The organism is Spiribacter sp. 1M189 (assembly GCF_040838345.1).
GTDB classification, from domain to species: Bacteria; Pseudomonadota; Gammaproteobacteria; order Nitrococcales; family Nitrococcaceae; genus Spiribacter; species Spiribacter insolitus.
On sequence record NZ_JBAKFF010000001.1, the window covers coordinates 913,619 to 929,965 of the forward strand.

At 64.7% G+C, this 16,347-nt stretch carries 16 protein-coding genes; 5 read left to right on the forward strand and 11 right to left on the reverse strand.

Annotation, left to right across the window (positions count from 1 at the left end; translation table 11 throughout):
- Position 1: 1 nt before the first annotated feature.
- The 6 genes from sufD to edd form a co-directional block, all read right to left on the reverse strand.
- Positions 2–1,330 carry a Fe-S cluster assembly protein SufD gene (gene sufD / locus V6X30_RS04600; RefSeq protein WP_367983469.1) on the reverse strand — a complete coding sequence of 443 codons (1,329 nt, stop codon included), beginning with the start codon at positions 1,328–1,330 and terminating at the stop codon, positions 2–4.
- Positions 1,331–1,348: 18 nt separating this feature from the next.
- Positions 1,349–2,104, reverse strand: coding sequence for a Fe-S cluster assembly ATPase SufC (sufC, locus tag V6X30_RS04605; protein ID WP_367983470.1), 756 nt, complete (start codon positions 2,102–2,104; stop codon positions 1,349–1,351).
- Between the two features lie 91 nt (positions 2,105–2,195).
- Positions 2,196–3,644, reverse strand: coding sequence for a Fe-S cluster assembly protein SufB (gene sufB / locus V6X30_RS04610; RefSeq protein ID WP_367983471.1), 1,449 nt, complete (start codon positions 3,642–3,644; stop codon positions 2,196–2,198).
- Entirely contained in the window at positions 3,628–4,101 is a 474-nt protein-coding gene (locus V6X30_RS04615) for an SUF system Fe-S cluster assembly regulator (protein ID WP_367983472.1), read from the reverse strand. Before V6X30_RS04615 ends, sufB begins: the two co-directional genes overlap by 17 nt.
- A gap of 55 nt (positions 4,102–4,156) precedes the next feature.
- Entirely contained in the window at positions 4,157–4,891 is a 735-nt protein-coding gene (gene eda, locus V6X30_RS04620; protein WP_367983473.1) for a bifunctional 4-hydroxy-2-oxoglutarate aldolase/2-dehydro-3-deoxy-phosphogluconate aldolase, read from the reverse strand.
- Positions 4,888–6,723, reverse strand: coding sequence for a phosphogluconate dehydratase (gene edd, locus V6X30_RS04625; protein WP_367983474.1), 1,836 nt, complete (start codon positions 6,721–6,723; stop codon positions 4,888–4,890). The genes eda and edd overlap by 4 nt, the downstream gene beginning before the upstream one ends.
- A 141-nt stretch (positions 6,724–6,864) precedes the next feature.
- Between edd and zwf the strand changes: the two genes are divergently transcribed.
- Genes zwf through V6X30_RS04645 form a run of 4 tightly spaced genes read left to right on the forward strand, consistent with a single transcriptional unit; the run spans position 6,865 to position 10,910 of the window.
- A complete protein-coding gene (gene zwf, locus V6X30_RS04630; protein ID WP_367983475.1) occupies positions 6,865–8,328 on the forward strand; it encodes a glucose-6-phosphate dehydrogenase in 1,464 nt (487 codons plus the stop codon).
- A gap of 2 nt (positions 8,329–8,330) precedes the next feature.
- Positions 8,331–9,062: a 6-phosphogluconolactonase gene (gene pgl, locus V6X30_RS04635; RefSeq protein WP_367983476.1), complete on the forward strand. Its 732-nt coding sequence runs from the start codon at positions 8,331–8,333 to the stop codon at positions 9,060–9,062.
- Positions 9,043–10,017, forward strand: coding sequence for a glucokinase (gene glk / locus V6X30_RS04640; protein WP_367983477.1), 975 nt, complete (start codon positions 9,043–9,045; stop codon positions 10,015–10,017). The genes pgl and glk overlap by 20 nt, the downstream gene beginning before the upstream one ends.
- Positions 10,014–10,910 carry an SIS domain-containing protein gene (locus V6X30_RS04645; RefSeq protein ID WP_367983478.1) on the forward strand — a complete coding sequence of 299 codons (897 nt, stop codon included), beginning with the start codon at positions 10,014–10,016 and terminating at the stop codon, positions 10,908–10,910. Before glk ends, V6X30_RS04645 begins: the two co-directional genes overlap by 4 nt.
- Here the strand turns inward: V6X30_RS04645 and V6X30_RS04650 are convergent.
- The 5 genes from V6X30_RS04650 to V6X30_RS04670 all read right to left on the reverse strand — a co-directional run bounded on the left by V6X30_RS04650 (position 10,876) and on the right by V6X30_RS04670 (position 15,158).
- Positions 10,876–12,333 (reverse strand): RsmB/NOP family class I SAM-dependent RNA methyltransferase, encoded by a 1,458-nt coding sequence (locus V6X30_RS04650; RefSeq protein ID WP_367983479.1) that lies wholly within the window; start codon positions 12,331–12,333, stop codon positions 10,876–10,878. The genes V6X30_RS04645 and V6X30_RS04650 overlap by 35 nt on opposite strands.
- A complete protein-coding gene (locus tag V6X30_RS04655) occupies positions 12,330–13,046 on the reverse strand; it encodes a type 1 glutamine amidotransferase (protein WP_367983480.1) in 717 nt (238 codons plus the stop codon). The genes V6X30_RS04650 and V6X30_RS04655 overlap by 4 nt, the downstream gene beginning before the upstream one ends.
- Positions 13,047–13,050: 4 nt before the next feature.
- The gene (locus tag V6X30_RS04660; protein WP_367983481.1) at positions 13,051–13,449 is read right to left on the reverse strand and encodes a hypothetical protein; all 399 of its coding nucleotides are present in this window, start codon (positions 13,447–13,449) and stop codon (positions 13,051–13,053) included.
- 202 nt (positions 13,450–13,651) lie between these two features.
- Positions 13,652–14,104 carry an acyloxyacyl hydrolase gene (locus V6X30_RS04665; RefSeq protein ID WP_367983482.1) on the reverse strand — a complete coding sequence of 151 codons (453 nt, stop codon included), beginning with the start codon at positions 14,102–14,104 and terminating at the stop codon, positions 13,652–13,654.
- 124 nt (positions 14,105–14,228) lie between these two features.
- A complete protein-coding gene (locus V6X30_RS04670) occupies positions 14,229–15,158 on the reverse strand; it encodes a histone deacetylase family protein (RefSeq protein WP_367983483.1) in 930 nt (309 codons plus the stop codon).
- A gap of 167 nt (positions 15,159–15,325) precedes the next feature.
- Here V6X30_RS04670 and V6X30_RS04675 point away from each other — a divergent pair, with 167 nt between their 5' ends.
- Entirely contained in the window at positions 15,326–16,345 is a 1,020-nt protein-coding gene (locus V6X30_RS04675; protein WP_367983484.1) for a GGDEF domain-containing protein, read from the forward strand.
- The last annotated feature ends 2 nt before the right edge of the window (positions 16,346–16,347 follow it).

The following is a 16,347-nucleotide window of genomic DNA, read 5'->3' on the forward strand; positions in this document are numbered from 1 at the left end:
CTCAAAGAATCTCTCCGATGTCCGCATCTTCCACGCCAAGACGCCGCATGAGGACGCGGCGGACGTGATCGCGGACGCCACTGACACGGAACATGTCAACAATCTCGCCGGCAAACGCCAGGGTCAGCATGCCCTGGGCTCCTTCGGCGCTGATGCCCCGGGTGCGCAGATAGAACAACGCCTCCTCGTCGAGCTCCCCGACGGTGGAGCCGTGAGTGCACTTGACGTCATCCGCGAAGATCTCAAGCCGCGGATTGGAGTGCGCCAGGGCCCGCTTGCCGAGCACGAGGTTGCGGTTTTCCTGCACGGCATCGGTCTTCTGCGCGCCCTCGAACACCTTGACCAGGCCGTCGAACACGGTCTCGGAACGCCCCTGGAGGATGCCCTTGAAGCGCTGCCGGCTGAAGCAGTTCTCCACCCGGTGATTGAACCAGGTGTGGAAGTCGGTGAACTGCCGGCCCTCGGTGAGGTAAATGCCGTTGCAGTCGATCTCGCCGCCCTCACCTTCCAGATCGGCCACCAGATCAAGCCTCGCGAGCCGACCGCCGTCAGCAACGAACGCACCCCGCAGAGAGGCATCCCGCTGGGCCGCCAGATTGACCGTGCCGATATTCATCGTGGCCACGCCGTCTTCCTGCAGGCGGCTGTAGTCGAGAATCGTGTTCTGCCCGGCCGAGAGCTCGCTGACCGGACAGACGAGTGCACCGGCCTGGTCATCACCGATGAATCGCTCGACCACCCGCACCTCGGCGCCATCCTCGGCCTCCACCACAAGCCGCGGGTAGATCGCGCGGCGGTCGGCCTCGGCCGTCGTGATATGCGTGACGGCGATGGGCTTTTCGATCATCGCGTCACGGGCCACATGGATATAGGCGCCATCCACGAAAAACGCCGAATTGAGGGCGGCGAACGGATGCCAGTCGATGTCGGCGCGGGCCCCCAGGGCCGCGGCCAGCCGCTCCGGCGGGTTGCCGTCATACTCGCTGAACGGCGTCACGGTCAGCCCCTTCGCCAGGTCGGCCAGATCCGAGAGGTCGGCGGCGAGTCGCCCATCGACAAAGACCAGGCGATAGCTGTCACCGAGATCGCCGAGTCGCTCTATCAGCTCCTTCGATGCGACTCCCTGAGAGTCGGCGAGCGGGAAGTGCTCGGCGGTCACCGGGCGCAGGTTGGTCTTGCGCCAGGCTTCCTCACGGGCACCCGGAAAACCCCGCGCCTCGAAGGCCCGGATACCACGCTCGTGGAGGGTATCGAGCCACTCGGGCCCGACGTCGGTGCGCCCCTCGAACTCTTCGAGGTAGACGCTCTTTGGCTGCACAGCTGCTTCCATTGGTCTCGTCCCCCGCGCTTACGCTGCGGCCTCGTCGATGCCCTCGTAGCCCTTGCTCTCGAGCTCTTTGGCAAGCTCCTTGCCACCGGTCTTCACGATCCGGCCGTCCATGAGGACATGCACCACGTCGGGCACGATGTAGTCGAGCAGGCGCTGATAATGGGTGATCACGAGGAATGAACGGTCCTCGGAGCGCATGGCATTGACGCCCTCGGAAACAGTCCGCAGGGCATCGATGTCGAGGCCGGAGTCGGTCTCGTCCAGAATGCCGAGCTGCGGCTCGAGCACCGACATGTGGAAGATTTCGTTGCGCTTTTTCTCACCGCCGGAGAAGCCCTCGTTCACGGGGCGCTGCAGCAGCGTCTCGTCGAGCTTCACTCTCTTGGCCCGCTCCCTGACGAGCTCAAGGAATTCCATGGCGTCGATCTCGCCCTCGCCACGGTGCTTGCGCATGGCATTGACCGCGGCCTTGAGGAAGTAGGTATTGGAGACACCGGGGATCTCTACCGGGTACTGGAAGCCCAGGAAGACACCCTCGCGCGCCCGCTCCTCGGGATCCATCTCGAGCAGGTCCTGGCCGTTGAAAAGGACCTCGCCCTGAGTGATCTCATAGGCGTCGTCACCCACCAGCGCCTTGGCCAGCGTGCTCTTGCCGCCGCCATTGGGGCCCATGATGGCGTGGACCTTGCCGGGCTCGATGGTCAGGTCGAGGCCCTTGAGGATTTCTGCTCCCTCCACGTTGACGTGCAGGTTGCGGATTTCGAGCAGTGCCATTGTTTTGCTCCTGAATCAATTCGTTCGAAAAGGTTAACCCCGGCGGGACAGACTGCGTCCGTCCCGCCATCGGGAAGAATTAGCACCCGCGTCAGCCGACCGAGTCCTCGAGGGTGATCTCGAGCAGCTTCTGTGCCTCGACGGCGAATTCCATCGGCAGCTCGCGGAAGACCTCCTTGCAGAACCCGTTGACGATCAGCGACACGGCGTCCTCTTCGGAGATGCCACGCGACATGCAGTAGAGGATCTGATCCTCGCCAATCTTCGAGGTGGTCGCCTCGTGCTCAAGCTGCGCGGTGCTGTTGTTCACATCGAGATAGGGGAATGTATGCGCACCGCACTCCGAGCCCATCAGCATGGAATCGCACTGCGAGTAGTTGCGTGCATTCTCGGCCGTCGGCGCGATCCGCACCAGACCCCGGTAGACCTGCTGTCCCTCCTGGGCGGAGATGCCCTTGGAGACGATGGTGCTGCGGGTGTTCTTGCCCATGTGGATCATCTTGGTGCCGGTATCGGCCTGCTGGCGCAGCCGGGTCACGGCAACGCTGTAGAACTCGCCCACCGAGTTGTCGCCGCGCATCACCACGCTCGGGTACTTCCAGGTGATCGCCGAGCCGGTCTCGACCTGGGTCCAGGAGATCTTGGAGTTATCGCCGGCACACAGGCCCCGCTTGGTGACGAAGTTGTAGATGCCGCCCTTGCCGTTGGCATCGCCGGGGTACCAGTTCTGGACCGTCGAGTACTTGATCTCGGCGTTATCAAGCGCGACCAGCTCCACCACCGCGGCATGCAGCTGGTTCTCGTCGCGCATCGGCGCAGTGCATCCCTCGAGATAGGAAACGTAGCTGCTGTCCTCGGCGATGATCAGGGTGCGCTCGAACTGACCGGTATTGGCCGCGTTGATACGGAAATAGGTGGACAGTTCCATCGGGCAGCGCACGCCCTTGGGGATGTAGACGAACGAACCGTCCGTGAACACCGCCGAGTTGAGCGCGGCAAAGAAGTTGTCATTGGCCGGGATCACCGTGCCGAGGTACTTCTTCACCAGCTCCGGATGCTCCTGGACCGCCTCCGACATGGAGCAGAAAATGATGCCCTGCTCCGCCAGCTTTCCCTTGTACGAGGTCGCCACCGAGACCGAGTCGAAGACCGCGTCCACGGCGACACCGGCAAGCATCTCCTGCTCATGCAGCGGAATGCCGAGCTTGTCGTAGGTCTCCTTGATCTCGGGGTCGATGTCATCAAGGCTCTGTGGCTTGTCCTCGTCGCGCTTGGGCGCGGCGTAGTAGGAGATCGCCTGGAAGTCGATCGGGTCGTAGTGGACGTACTGCCAGTCCGGCTCCGGCATGTTCAGCCAGTTCCGGTACGCCTCGAGCCGCCATTCCAGCAGCCACTCCGGCTCGTTTTTCTTGGCCGAGATGAAGCGGATGACATCCTCGTTGAGACCGGGCTCGACCCGATCCTCCTCGACATTGGTCACGAAGCCGGCTTCGTAGCCCTTCTGGGTGAACCGTTCGATGGTCTCAGTGCTCGCGGACATGACGCACTCCGGTAAATTCCAGCGTATGAACCTGACCGCTGCCACCGCCGTCCTCGGCGGTGGTCATTTCGGCCAACGTGATTTCGGACAACGCGTTCAGCACCACATCGTTGATGCGGCTCCAGACGTTGCTGATGTTGCACTGACTGCCGTACTGACAGGCCTCCTGCCCATCCTCGATACAGTCGGTCAACGCAATCGGCCCCTCCAGTACGGTGATGATCTCGGCGATGGAGATCGACTCCGGCCGTCGGGCCAGCCCGTAGCCCCCCTTCGCACCCCGGTAGGAGACGAGCAGGTCACTCCGGGCAAGATGCTTGAGAATCTTGCTGACAATGGGCTGCGGCAGCCCCCTCGCCTCGGCGAGGGCACCGGCATTGAAACGGGCCTCGGGTTCCCGCGCCATCAGCGTCAGGATCCCGATGCCGTAGTCCGTTTCGCGGTTCAGCCTGATCATATGGGGAGATTATAAAGTAATCAGGACTGCTTTGGTACATTTTAAACTGGAAAATTTACCGCAGCGCCTCATCGGCACTGCCCGGGTCCTCCTCGCCGGCCACGGAATACCACTCCTCTGCTGCGGCCGCCCGCGACCGGGTCGGGTCAATCGCCGACCGACCACCGGACACGGCCGCCGCCAGTGAGGTGATCCGCGACCAGTCGCCCGCGGCCACCGCATCGCCGGGCGCCAGCCAGCTGCCACCGACACAAAGGACATTGGGCAGCGCCAGGTAATCGAGGTAGTTACCCGGACTGATCCCGCCGGTGGGACAAAACTGCACCGCAGGAAAGGGTCCGGCCAGGGCCTTCAGCGCGCCGACCCCACCGTTTGCTTCAGCCGGGAAGAACTTAAGCCGGTCAAAGCCGGCCTCAACCGCTCGCATCAACTCAGAGGGCGTCGAGATGCCGGGCAGCAGCGGAATGTCGACATTCAACGCCGCACCGATGAGCGTGTCGGTCAGGCCGGGGCTCACCAGAAAGCGGGCCCCGGCATCCCTGGCCGCGATCGCATCCGCCGCCCGGGTCAACGTGCCGACACCGACCAGGGCCTCGGGCACCTCGCGGGCAATCGCCTCGACGGCCGGAAGCGCCGCCGGCGTGCGCAGGGTCACCTCAAGTACCGGCAGCCCACCGTCCACCAGCGCACGAGCCATCGCCGGCGCGGTGTCCGCAGCGTCGATGGCGAGCACCGGGATAACGGGTGCACGCGTCATGAGCGCATGAATGGACAACAACGTTTCGCTCATGACCCAACCTCCTCTTGCGGGCTAAAGCTGATGGCGCCGTGCTCGGCGCTCCCGGCCATGGCACGGAATGCCGCGAACATCTCCCGGCCAATGCCATGTTGCGGCTCATTGGTCGCCGGCGTGGACGAGCGGTTCGCCCATTCGGCCGCTGGCACCCTGACCTCGAGAAGACCAGCCTCGGCATCGAGCCGGATCACATCGCCATCGCGGATTCGGCCGATCGCTCCTCCACTCACCCACTCCGGGTTGAGGTGAATGGCCGCGGGCACTTTCCCGGACGCTCCGGACATACGGCCATCGGTCACCAGCGCCACGCGCTGACCCCGAGACTGCAGGACGCCAAGCTCCGGGGTGAGCTTATGGAGCTCAGGCATGCCATTGGCCCGCGGCCCCTGTCCGCGGACAACACAGACGAAATCGCCCTCTAGCTCACCGGCACGGAAGGCAGTCAGGACCTCCTGCTGATCATCAAAGACCCGGGCCGGGGCTTCCACCACACGGTGCTCGGGCTTGACGGCGGAAACCTTGATGACCGCACGCCCGAGATTGCCCTGCACAACCCGAAGCCCGCCATCCGGGCTGAACGGCTCCGCCACGGGACGCACCACATCGCTGTCGGCGGACTCCGCCGGGGCATCCCGCCAGGCGACGCCGCCCTCGGCCAACATCGGTTCTCTGGCGTAGGCGGCCAGGCCCTCACCGGCCACGGTCATGACATCCTCGTGCAGCAGGCCTGCGCCAAGCAGCTCGCGGACGAGAAAGCCCATTCCGCCCGCGGCATGAAAGTGATTCACGTCCGCCTGGCCGTTGGGATAGATCCGCGTGAGCAGTGGCACCATCCGCGAGAGCGCATCAAAATCGTCCCAGTTGATGTGAATACCCGCTGCCCGGGCGATCGCCACCAGATGAATGGTGTGATTGGTGGAGCCACCGGTGGCCAGCAGGCCGACAATGCCGTTGACGATGGCCCGTTCGTCGATCACACGGCCGATCGGGGTGTATTCCTCGCCATGCGCCGTAATCTCCATGATGCGATGACCGGCGGCGATGGTCAGGGCATCACGTAGGGGCGTGTTGGGGTTGACGAACGCCGAACCCGGCAGATGCAACCCCATGACTTCCATCAGCATCTGGTTGCTGTTCGCCGTGCCGTAGAAGGTGCAGGTGCCCGGACCGTGGTAGGACTTTGACTCGGACTCCAGCAGCGCATCGCGCCCGACCTTACCCTCCGCGTAGAGCCCGCGGATGCGCGCCTTCTCTTCATTGGGCACGCCGGTGGTCATCGGCCCGCCGGGGACAAAAATGAACGGGATGTGACCGAAATGCAGGGCACCGATGAGCAGCCCCGGGACGATCTTGTCGCAGACGCCGAGGCAGAGGCCGCCGTCGAAGGTGTTGTGGGAGAGCGCCACCCCGGTGGCCATGGCAATCACATCACGACTGAAAAGGGAGAGCTCCATGCCCGTCTGCCCCTGGGTAACGCCGTCGCACATGGCGGGTACGCCGCCGGCGAACTGGGCGGTACCCCCCGCCTCTCTGACCGCCTGCTTGAGCAGGGCGGGAAAGCGCTCGAGGGGCTGGTGCGCCGAGAGCATGTCGTTATAGGCCGAGACGATCCCGACATTGGGCTTCTGCAACCCCTTCAAGCGCGCCTTGTCGCCGTCGGGTGCCGCCGCGAAGGCATGGGCAAGGTTGGTACAGGACAGACTCGTGCGCATCGGCCCGTCGTCAGCGGCGGTCTGCAGCCGCTCGAGGTAGGCACGGCGATCGTCGCGACTGCGCTGGCGGATACGCTCGGTAACCCCGGCGACCGCTGCGTTGAGCTCTGGCATGCATTCCTCCGTTGTTCGTTCACGCGCGTCGACGTAATTTTACTACATGCTCATCGTTTTTGCCGCAGCTGTAGTTCAACTATAGCGATCTTCGCGTTACTATAAATGTAGTTTTACTACAGCTATGCACGGGGAGGCGTGGTGCAGTCACCGGAACCCTTCGACCTGATCCTGTTCGGCGCCACCGGCGACCTGGCCATGCGCAAGCTTCTCCCGGCTCTCTATCGCCGTCATCGCGCGGGCCAGCTCCCGGACGACGGTCGAATCATTGCAACGGCGCGCAGCGAACTCGATCGGGAGACCTTCATCGAGCGGGTCGACGGTGCCTTCCAGGAACGCCTGGATGCCGAAGAACGGGATGCCGACGACTGGCAGGGCTTCGTCGAGCGCCTGCAATTCGTCTCGGTGGACGCCGCCGAACCCCGGGGCTTCGGCGATCTTGGCGCCGTGCTGCGTGATCGCGACGACCGCACGCGTGTTTTCTACCTAGCCGTCGCCCCCCGGCACTTCGTTGACATCTGCGAACACCTGCAGGCCGAGGAGCTGGTCACTGATCGCTCCCGGGTCGTGCTGGAAAAGCCGCTGGGCCACGATCTGGCCTCCGCCCAAGCGATCAGCGAGCGCATCGGCGCCATCTTTGCCGAGGATGCGATCTACCGGATCGACCATTATCTAGGCAAGGAGACGGTCCAGAACCTGATTGCGCTGCGTTTCGGCAACATGCTGTTCGAACCGCTCTGGCGCCGGGACTGGGTCCGGGACGTACAGATCAGCGTGACTGAACAGGTCGGCGTAGACGGGCGCGCCGGGTTCTACGACCGCACCGGTGCACTCCGCGACATGGTGCAGAACCACCTGCTGCAGCTGCTCTGCATCATCGCCATGGAGCCGCCGACCAATATCGGGGCTGACGCGGTGCGCGACGAAAAGCTCAAGGTCCTGCGCGCCCTCACACGCCTCGAGGGGCAGCATGCGCTGCGCAACACCGTCCGTGGCCAGTATCGCGCCGGCGCGATCGCCGGCCAACCGGTTGACGGCTATCTCGACGAAGAGGGTGTCCCGGAGGACAGTCGCACCGAGACCTTCGTGGCGATTCGTGCGGAGCTTGCCAACTGGCGCTGGGCCGGCGTGCCTTTCTATCTGCGAACCGGCAAACGCCTGCAGGAACGCGCCGCCGAGATCGTGGTGAATTTCCGCGATGTGCCGCATTCCATTTTCGATGTCACCTACGGCGCCGGCCAGCCCAATCGACTCGTCATCAAGCTGCAGCCGGATGAAGGGGTACGGCTGCATATGATGGCGAAATCGCCCGGAGATCGCATGCAGCTCCGGCCCGTATCGCTCAATCTGGACTTTGCCGAGGCCTTCCAGCAACGCCAGGCCGACGCCTACGAGCGGCTGCTTATGGACGTCCTGCGAGGCCGCCTGACGCTTTTCATGCGGCGTGACGAGCTCTATGCCGCCTGGGATTGGGTCGAACCGATACTGGATGCCTGGAACGAAGCCGGTGATGCGCCCAAGCCCTACACCGCCGGAACCTGGGGGCCGGCGGCATCGAGTGCCCTGCTCGGCCGTGAGGACGCAAGCTGGCACGAGGAGAGCTGAACATGGGGATCGGACGCGCGACGCCGGCCACACAAACCCTGGAGGCCGCACAGCGGTTCGCCAGCCCGGCGCAGACGGCTGGCGCGCTTGCACAGCGGGTGAGCGAGGTCATTCGCTATGGCGTAAAGGCCCGCGGGCGAGCCAGCCTTCTGGTACCGGGCGGGCGGACCCCCATACCGGTATTCGAGCGGTTGCGGACGCTCGCACTACCCTGGGACCAGGTCTACGTGAGCCTGACCGACGAACGCCGCGTGCCTGAGGATGATGAGGCCAGCAATGCCCGGTTGGTGCGCACCCACCTGCTCCAGGAAGATGCCGCGCGCGCCCACTTCTACCCGCTCCACCGTGAAGGCGTCGGGGAACGCGCCGACGAGGCGGCCTGCGGCGCGGCACTTGGCCTGCTCCCACGCCCTTTCGATGCGGTGATCCTGGGGATGGGCAGCGATGGCCATACCGCCTCGATGTTTCCGGATGATCCGGCGCTGTCGCGGGCACTGGATACCGCCACAGACTCGCGCTGCGTCGCGACACAGGCACCGGATGCCCCCTATGCACGCCTGACGCTTACGCTCAATACGCTGCTGCAGAGCCGCTGGATAGCCTTGCACATCACCGGGGCGGCGAAGTGGGCAACGCTACGGAAAGCAGTCGACGGCGGAGATACGCACCGATTCCCCGTCCATGCCCTGCTCAACCAGCGCCATGTGCCAGTCCATGTCTACTACTCGCCCTGACACGATGCCCGTGCTGGTCGCCGATATCGGTGGCACTAATGCCCGCGCTGGCCTCATCACTGAGCCCGGGCGCGAGCCGGGCACGGTTTTCAGCCGGCCCACCGCGGACTTCCCTGGCTTGGCCGGCTTCCTGCAGGCGGCGATGGCGCAACTCGGCGGCGAGCATGTCCCTTCCCGGGTCATATGCGCGGTCGCCAGTCCACTGAATGACGATACCGTGCGCCTGACCAATGCGGGATGGACATTTTCCATCTCCGCGACCCGACAGACCCTGAGGCTCGATCACCTGGTGCTGGTCAACGACTGGGTGGCACAGGGCTGGGCGGTCACTCGTCTGTCCGAGTCGCATCGGGTGCAACACAACGCCGGCCACCCGGCGGCGGATGCCCCACTGCTGGCCCTCGGGCCCGGCACCGGGTTGGGCAGCGCTTTGATTACCCGGCTCGGCAGCCAGTGGTCGGTATTCGCCACCGAGGGTGGACATATCAGCCTCGGGATCACCAGCCGGCGCGAGGCGGAAATCGCCCTCTACATTCACCAACGCTTCGGCCACTGCAGCGCCGAGCGGGTTGCTTCCGGCGTTGGCATGGAGGCGGTCCACGACGCGCTCCGGGCGATCGATGGCCATCCGCCACGAGCGCTCAGCGCGGAGGCCATCGCACGGAAGGCCGTTGCGGGCGATCCGCTGTGCGCCGAGGTGCTTGAACGGTTCACCGCCGCCCTGGGCTCGGCCGCCGGCGATCTGGCGCTCGCCACCGGTGCTCGGGGCGGGATCTATCTGGGCGGTGGCATCATCCCGGCACTCGGCGATGCGTTCGATTGGACCTGCTTCCTTGAGCGGTTTACGGCCAAGGGGCGTTTCCACGACTACCTCGCCGCCATCCCGGTCTATGCCATCCAGCACCCGGCACCGGCGCTGCTGGGGCTGTCCGTCTACCTGGAGGCGCAGGCGTGAGTGAAGCGGAATCCAACGACCCGGCGCGGCGCGGTCAGAACACGCCGCTGCTTGAACAGGTCCGGACCTTGATGCCCGAACTCTCCCCCTCGGAGCGCAAGGTGGCCCTGCATATCCTGGCGCGGCCGCATGCGGCAATGGATCAGGCCATCGGCGTCATCGCCGCCGCCGCTGATGTCAGCGAACCCACCGTGGTGCGGTTCTGCAAGCGGCTTGGCTATCGTGGTGTCCAGGGCTTCAAGATGGCCCTCGCCCGCAGCCTGGCCACCGGCCTGCCACCGACGCCGATGGGCCTCGAGAGTGATGAGCCGCTGGAAGAGCTCGCCGCCAAGGTGATGGACCGGCAGATCGCCACGCTGATCCACACGCGCAATCAGTTGCCGCATGATCGCCTGGAGCGGGCAATTGATCTGCTCGCCGGAGCAAGCCGGATCGAACTCTTCGGCCACGGTGCGTCCGGGCTCGTTGCCCAGGACGCCCAGCACAAGTTCTTTCGCCTGGGGATGCCCGTGGCCGCCTATACCGATCCCCACAACCACGCCATCTCGGCCACCGTGACGCCTCGGGATGCGGTCATCATCGCCATTTCGCACACCGGCCGCAGCGGCGATCTGCTGCAGAGCCTGCGGGTCGCCCGTGACCGCGGCGTTCCGGTGATCGGTATCACGGCGCCTGGCACGCCACTGGCCCATCTCGCCAGTGTCACCCTGAATGCCGAGGTCGACGAAGATACCGACATCTACACGCCAATGCTCTCCCGTCTCGCCCATCTGGCCCTGCTGGATGTCCTTGCGGTGGGCGTCGCCCTGCGCGGCGGCTCGCACACCCAGGCGCGCCTGGCCCGCATCAAGCAGACCCTCAACCAGCGACGGGAAATCCCGGATTCGGATTGACCCAGGCCTTGGGGAACTGGCTCTCGAGCTGGCCCTCGCGATTGAGGCGCGCCACCCCCAGCCCATGGCCGGCATGGGTCAGCAGCACAAAGCCCGGGCCGTCCAGCGGTTTCGCCGCTTTCACGTCATCCAGCGCGATCGGCTGACGCCGCAGAAAGGCGGCCGTCTGAGTAGCATCCAGCGCCACACAATTGCGGGTTGCTGCCGGAGCGAGCCACAGGGCCAGTGCGGTGGTGGGCTTGAAGGGTTTGACCTGTAACCCGATCGCCGCCAGCCCGAAGGCATCCGGCTGTGCCCGGGCCGGCCATGATTGCCCGGCGACACGGTAGTGGAGATACCGACCGCCATCCGGCCCGGCCTCCAGCCCGCGCAGACAGGCGGCATCAATGCCAAAGCGGGTGAGTACGGCGTCGGTCGCCGGATCCGCCGGTAAGGTCTGGGACGCTTCATGGGCGGGCTCTGCCCGAGATTGACCCATCGCCTCCCCGGGCGCCCCGTGGCGATGAAGGACGACGACGAAAAACCCGCCGGTATCCGTGATGCCCGGCCATATCCGCAATGCCCGAGCCAACCTCGGGTCATACCGCTGCCCCGCCCATTCCTTAACACCCTCCGAGACGGCAAAGCCCTCGACCGAGGCCGTCTCCACGCTCAGGCGATCCCCATGGTGGCGCAGGATGGCATCGACCACGGCCTCATTTTCTTCCGGTGCGTAGGTACAGGTGGAATAAACGATCCGCCCGCCGGGCCGACACAGGCGCACGGCCCGATCCAGCAGCCGCGTCTGCCGTGCGGCGAGATCATCCCGCTCGCGCTCATCGATCCGGCGCGCCACCTCGCGTCGATGCCGTCGGTATTTCCGCCAGGTTCCCTCGCCGCTGCAGGGCGCATCCACGAGCACCCGGTCGTAGGGGCCGGTCACCCCGGGCAGCGACTCCCCTGCTCCCCGGTGGATCAGGACATTGCGTAGCCCCAACCGCCGAACGAGCTGACGCAGTGCGGGGAGCCGTCCGGACTGGAGTTCATTGGCCACCACCAGGCCGCGATTGCCCATGGCGAGCGCCACTTGGGCCGTCTTGTTGCCGGGTGCGGCACAGAGGTCGAGAACCCGTTCACCGGGCTGTGGATCCAGCAGTCTGACCGGCAGTTGTGCCGCCTCCTCCTGGACCTGGAACAGCCCGGCGAAATAGCCCCAGTGCTGCCCCGGGGATGCATCGGGACGAAGCCGCAGGCTGCTGGCATCCCAGTCAGCCGGGGACGCCGGCAAGCCCGCATCGGCAAGAAGACTGATGAGTTCGGTGGCGTTGATGCGCTCGGGATGAGGTCGCAGGCTGACGGGCTGAGGGTGTAGCAGCGCGGCTGCAAAACCGGGCCAGTCCGGGCAGATGGAACTATAGCGCCGCAGCGCCTCGACCGGACTCAAGGCCTCAGCCAGTCCCGCATGTAGGCCCGCACCAATGGCGTATGATCCTCACCAGGCAGCCCATCCAGCGCGGCCTCCACGGCCTCGTCGCCGGCCTTCGCACGAACCCGTTGCATGAGGGCGTGGAAGAACTCGCGGTCGAACTCGGGATGCCCCTGGATAGTCAGGGTGCGGCCGCGGCGGCTGGCATACCAGGGACACTGGTCGCTCGTCGCCAGGCGCTCAAAGCCCGGCGCCGGCTCGATCACCTGATCCTGATGCACCGCCAGCAGCGATAGGGCTTCGCCCGGGCCGCGTCCGCCGAACGGCCGTTCACAGCGCACCGGGTAGGCACCGAGATGCCAGCCGAGCCCGGATCGCTCCGTCCGTCCGCCAAGCGCCGAGTGAATGAGCTGGTGGCCGAAGCACACACCGATCAGTGGTATGCCCGCGGCGTCGATTTCCCGGACCAGCGCCTGCAACGGACCAACCCACGCCGGATCCTCGTGGACACTGGCGCGACTGCCGGTCACCAGCCAGCCATTCGCGTCATCGCAGGACGCCGGCCATTCGCCGTCGTGAACACGGTATCCCACGGCCTCAAGATCCTGCCGCGGATCCGCCAGCAGGTCCTCGAACAGGGCGAGATAGGATGACCAGCGCGTCGTCAGCTCCTCATGCAGATCGTCACAGAGGAGGACACCAATGCGCTTGATATCCGTGGATCGGTTCATCTTTTCAGGATGCCACCGTCCGGGACGGTCCGCGACCCCGGGCGGTCATCCATCGGCGGATCGCGGTGCGCAGACCCCGCCGCTCACCAGCGCCCTTTGCCGCGGGGGAGCGGGTTGGCTCGTTGGGCACACCGGGGGCGACCGCCTCGCGGGCACGCCGTATCTGCCCGTGGAGATAGTGCGAGAACGCGCCCTGGGCGCCGAGCCGCGCAATGAAACGCAGCATGGCGTCACGCAGGGACTCGCGGTGCAGGCGCTGACGGAGCGATAGCCCGATCTCGGCAAGTTCCGCATCCATTCGACCCGCCGCACCGTAGACACGAACGAACTCATCGAGCCGCTCGATCTGGGCCTCCAGATCCCAGCCCAATTCGTCGGCGATCAAAAGGAATTGCTCCTGCACCGGATACTCCGCAGTTTTCGGTGAATGACTGAAACTGCGGACATTTTCGCGCTGCAACATTGAACCGACAAGCGACGTTTCGGCATGACGCCGTGTCCTGTCGGGCAAAGAAGAAATCGCCAGCGATGGCTCAGCCCGGAAGAACTCCGATCAACCGCCGCCAGCGCCATCACGCGCGGCAGCTGAGAGGTCGCAGTCATATTTAGAACGCGTAGCCGATTTCTACCGAGGCGATATCCACACCCGGGTTGCTGTTGTAGAAACGGGCGTTTGAGGTGTGCTGGAGACGCAGCCCGAGAATAAGCCCGCCGCGCGGCGCCCAGGCGACACCGACATGGCTGGTGAACTGCAATGGCCCACCCAGATCCTTGCCGTTGCCGTCATGCCGTGAGATCAGCGTTGGCTGCAGACCAAGAGTGAATCGCAGCGGAGCAGCGGACAGGCGACGCTCGATGGCCGGCCCGACCGCCGCAACGGCGGTATCCCGATGACTCCCGGACCACAGGCCGAGCACCATGTCCCAACGTGCGTTCCAGCGCCGGAGACCAAACCGGTCAAGCACTGCGCGCTGCATGACCGGCGCGGACCGGCGATAGTAGAGCTCGAAGACATCGAAGCCGTCACCGCTACCGCTGCGCAGCCCGGTCTCACGCATCAGCGGCGCTCCCTGTGTCTGCGCGGGAGCGGGCGATGCCAGCGCCAGAGAAGCCACCAGCCCCAGTGTCAAAACACCAAGCCATCCCCCAATGCGGTGTCTAACCCCCATATGATTCCCCTGATCAGAATGTAGGGGGAGGATTATAGCGGGATTCCTTCATGCCAAGGACCGCTGCGCGGAAGAGCTGCCCATGGCGCCGGCAGAGCGCGTCGATGTCGCGATCGTATCCGCCACCAATGACCGCCGCGACCGGGATCCCCCGGCGGCGCGCCGCCTCCATGACGAATCGATCACGCCGAAACAGACCGGAGTCGCTGAGACACAAGTGCCCGAGGCGATCCGCCGAGTGCACATCAACCCCGGCATCATAGATGACGAGACTCGGCTGCTGCTCGTCGAGCAGACGCGGCAGCACTCCGGCCAGCGTTTCGAGATAGTCGTCGTCCCCAAGGCCGCTCTCGAGTGGCATGTCCAGATCGCTGACGGCCTTGCGGGCAGGGAAATTTCGCGCCGCATGCATGGAAAAGGTGAAGGCCCGCGGCTCGTTGGCGAGCAGTCGCGCCGTCCCGTCGCCCTGATGGACGTCGAGATCGACGATCAGCACCCGGTCCACCACCCGTCCCGCCAGTAATGTTCTGGTCGCAACCGCGATGTCATTGAGCAGACAGTAACCACTGGCGAAGTCGGCGTGGGCGTGATGGGTTCCACCCGCGGCATTCAGTGCCAGGCCATTCTCAAGGGCAAGCCGCGCGGTGAGACAGGTGCCGCCGGTTTCCAGGCGAACCCGCCGGACCAGCGCCTCCGACCAGGGGAAGCCGCTTCTGCGCTCGGCCGCGCGATCAAGCGTGCCGGCGAACAGCGCGTCCAGGTAGTGGGCCTCATGCACGGTCTCCAGCTCAGCACGCGAAGCGAGCGGCGGCAGATACCACTGAAATTCAGATTCAAAATGAACCAGCTGATGTTTCAGAATACTAAATTTGGCCATCGGAAACGGATGGGATGCCGGCATCCGAATGGTGTAGTCCGGGTGATGGACCGCGGCGATTCTCATGTCCCCCCTCTTGCGTCTGCGTATGTCCCGGCGGGATCAAACGGGCGATTATCGACTCTAAGCTCAGGGTGTACGAACCAGTCAAAAATCTGCATTCCAAAAACCACGACTGAATGGACATATCAACCCGAACAACTCAGCGCCTTACCCAGGGACTCCACCTGAGCATGGGGATCGTGAACGAACTGCTGGATGCTCGTCCACGAGAGCTCGATGAAGCCATCCACAGGGCACTCGAGCGACTCGGCCGATTCACCGAGTCGGACCGCACCTATGTGTTTCGCATCCGCGATGACGTTGCGCTGGACAACACGCATGAGTGGTGTGTCGATGGCGTCGAGCCGATGATCGGTATGTTGCAGGACCTGCCGGTGGACATCGCCGATGTCTGGTGGGAGACGTTCGCACGCGGCGATGTCATTGAAATTGCCGACGTGGACGCCCTCTCCGATGCGCGGCTCGAGAAGGGCACCCTGCAGGCGCAGGGCATTAAGTCCCTCCTGGCTGTCCCCTTGGTCATCCATGGCGAAGTGGCCGGATTCATGGGCTACGACTCAGTGCATTCCTACCGGCGGTTCCTGGCCGGCGAGATCGACCTCATACGCAATGTCGCCAAAGTGGTCGCTTTTACCCTGGACAAGCGCGATCTCGACAAAAGGGCTCGGCGGGCTTTTCTTGATCCGGTCACGCGCATGCCCAACCGTCACAGCCTGGACAGGGCAATGACCGGCCGACCCGCGAATGCGAAGACGCATGGATCTCATGACGCGTTGATCTTTATTGACCTGGACGACTTCAAGCAAATCAATGATCTGCATGGTCATGCCGTGGGCGATATCGTCCTGCGAACACTCGGCCAGCGGATCGATCGCCTGCAACGGGCGGATGATGCAGGCTATCGCTACGGCGGCGATGAATTTGTGGCGATCATTAGCGACCTGGACAGGGATTCCGAGAAGGCTCGTCAGGAGGCGATGGCGGTCGCCCAGCGACTGGTCGAAAGTATTAATAAACCGATCAACATCCCGATGGATAGCGGCGCCGAGCAGCTAACCCTCACGGTGCATGCAAGCGCCGGCGTGGTCGTCGCCGATGGCCCGGCAGCCGATTGGGAGACGCTGCTGGAGCGGGCAGATCAGGCGATGTATCAGGCCAAGGCCGCCGGCGAGCCGGTCGGTCTGGACTGAGA

Bases quoted from the DNA above. Each gene is read 5' to 3' on its own strand.
- sufD (WP_367983469.1), bottom strand. From the start codon at position 1,330: ATGGAAGCAGCTGTGCAGCCAAAGAGCGTCTACCTCGAAGAGTTCGAG.
- sufC (WP_367983470.1), bottom strand. From the start codon at position 2,104: ATGGCACTGCTCGAAATCCGCAACCTGCACGTCAACGTGGAGGGAGCA.
- sufB (WP_367983471.1), bottom strand. From the start codon at position 3,644: ATGTCCGCGAGCACTGAGACCATCGAACGGTTCACCCAGAAGGGCTAC.
- V6X30_RS04615 (WP_367983472.1), bottom strand. From the start codon at position 4,101: ATGATCAGGCTGAACCGCGAAACGGACTACGGCATCGGGATCCTGACG.
- eda (WP_367983473.1), bottom strand. From the start codon at position 4,891: ATGAGCGAAACGTTGTTGTCCATTCATGCGCTCATGACGCGTGCACCC.
- edd (WP_367983474.1), bottom strand. From the start codon at position 6,723: ATGCCAGAGCTCAACGCAGCGGTCGCCGGGGTTACCGAGCGTATCCGC.
- pgl (WP_367983476.1), top strand. From the start codon at position 8,331: ATGGGGATCGGACGCGCGACGCCGGCCACACAAACCCTGGAGGCCGCA.
- glk (WP_367983477.1), top strand. From the start codon at position 9,043: ATGTCTACTACTCGCCCTGACACGATGCCCGTGCTGGTCGCCGATATC.
- V6X30_RS04655 (WP_367983480.1), bottom strand. From the start codon at position 13,046: ATGAACCGATCCACGGATATCAAGCGCATTGGTGTCCTCCTCTGTGAC.
- V6X30_RS04665 (WP_367983482.1), bottom strand. From the start codon at position 14,104: ATGCGTGAGACCGGGCTGCGCAGCGGTAGCGGTGACGGCTTCGATGTC.
- V6X30_RS04670 (WP_367983483.1), bottom strand. From the start codon at position 15,158: ATGAGAATCGCCGCGGTCCATCACCCGGACTACACCATTCGGATGCCG.
- V6X30_RS04675 (WP_367983484.1), top strand. From the start codon at position 15,326: ATGGGGATCGTGAACGAACTGCTGGATGCTCGTCCACGAGAGCTCGAT.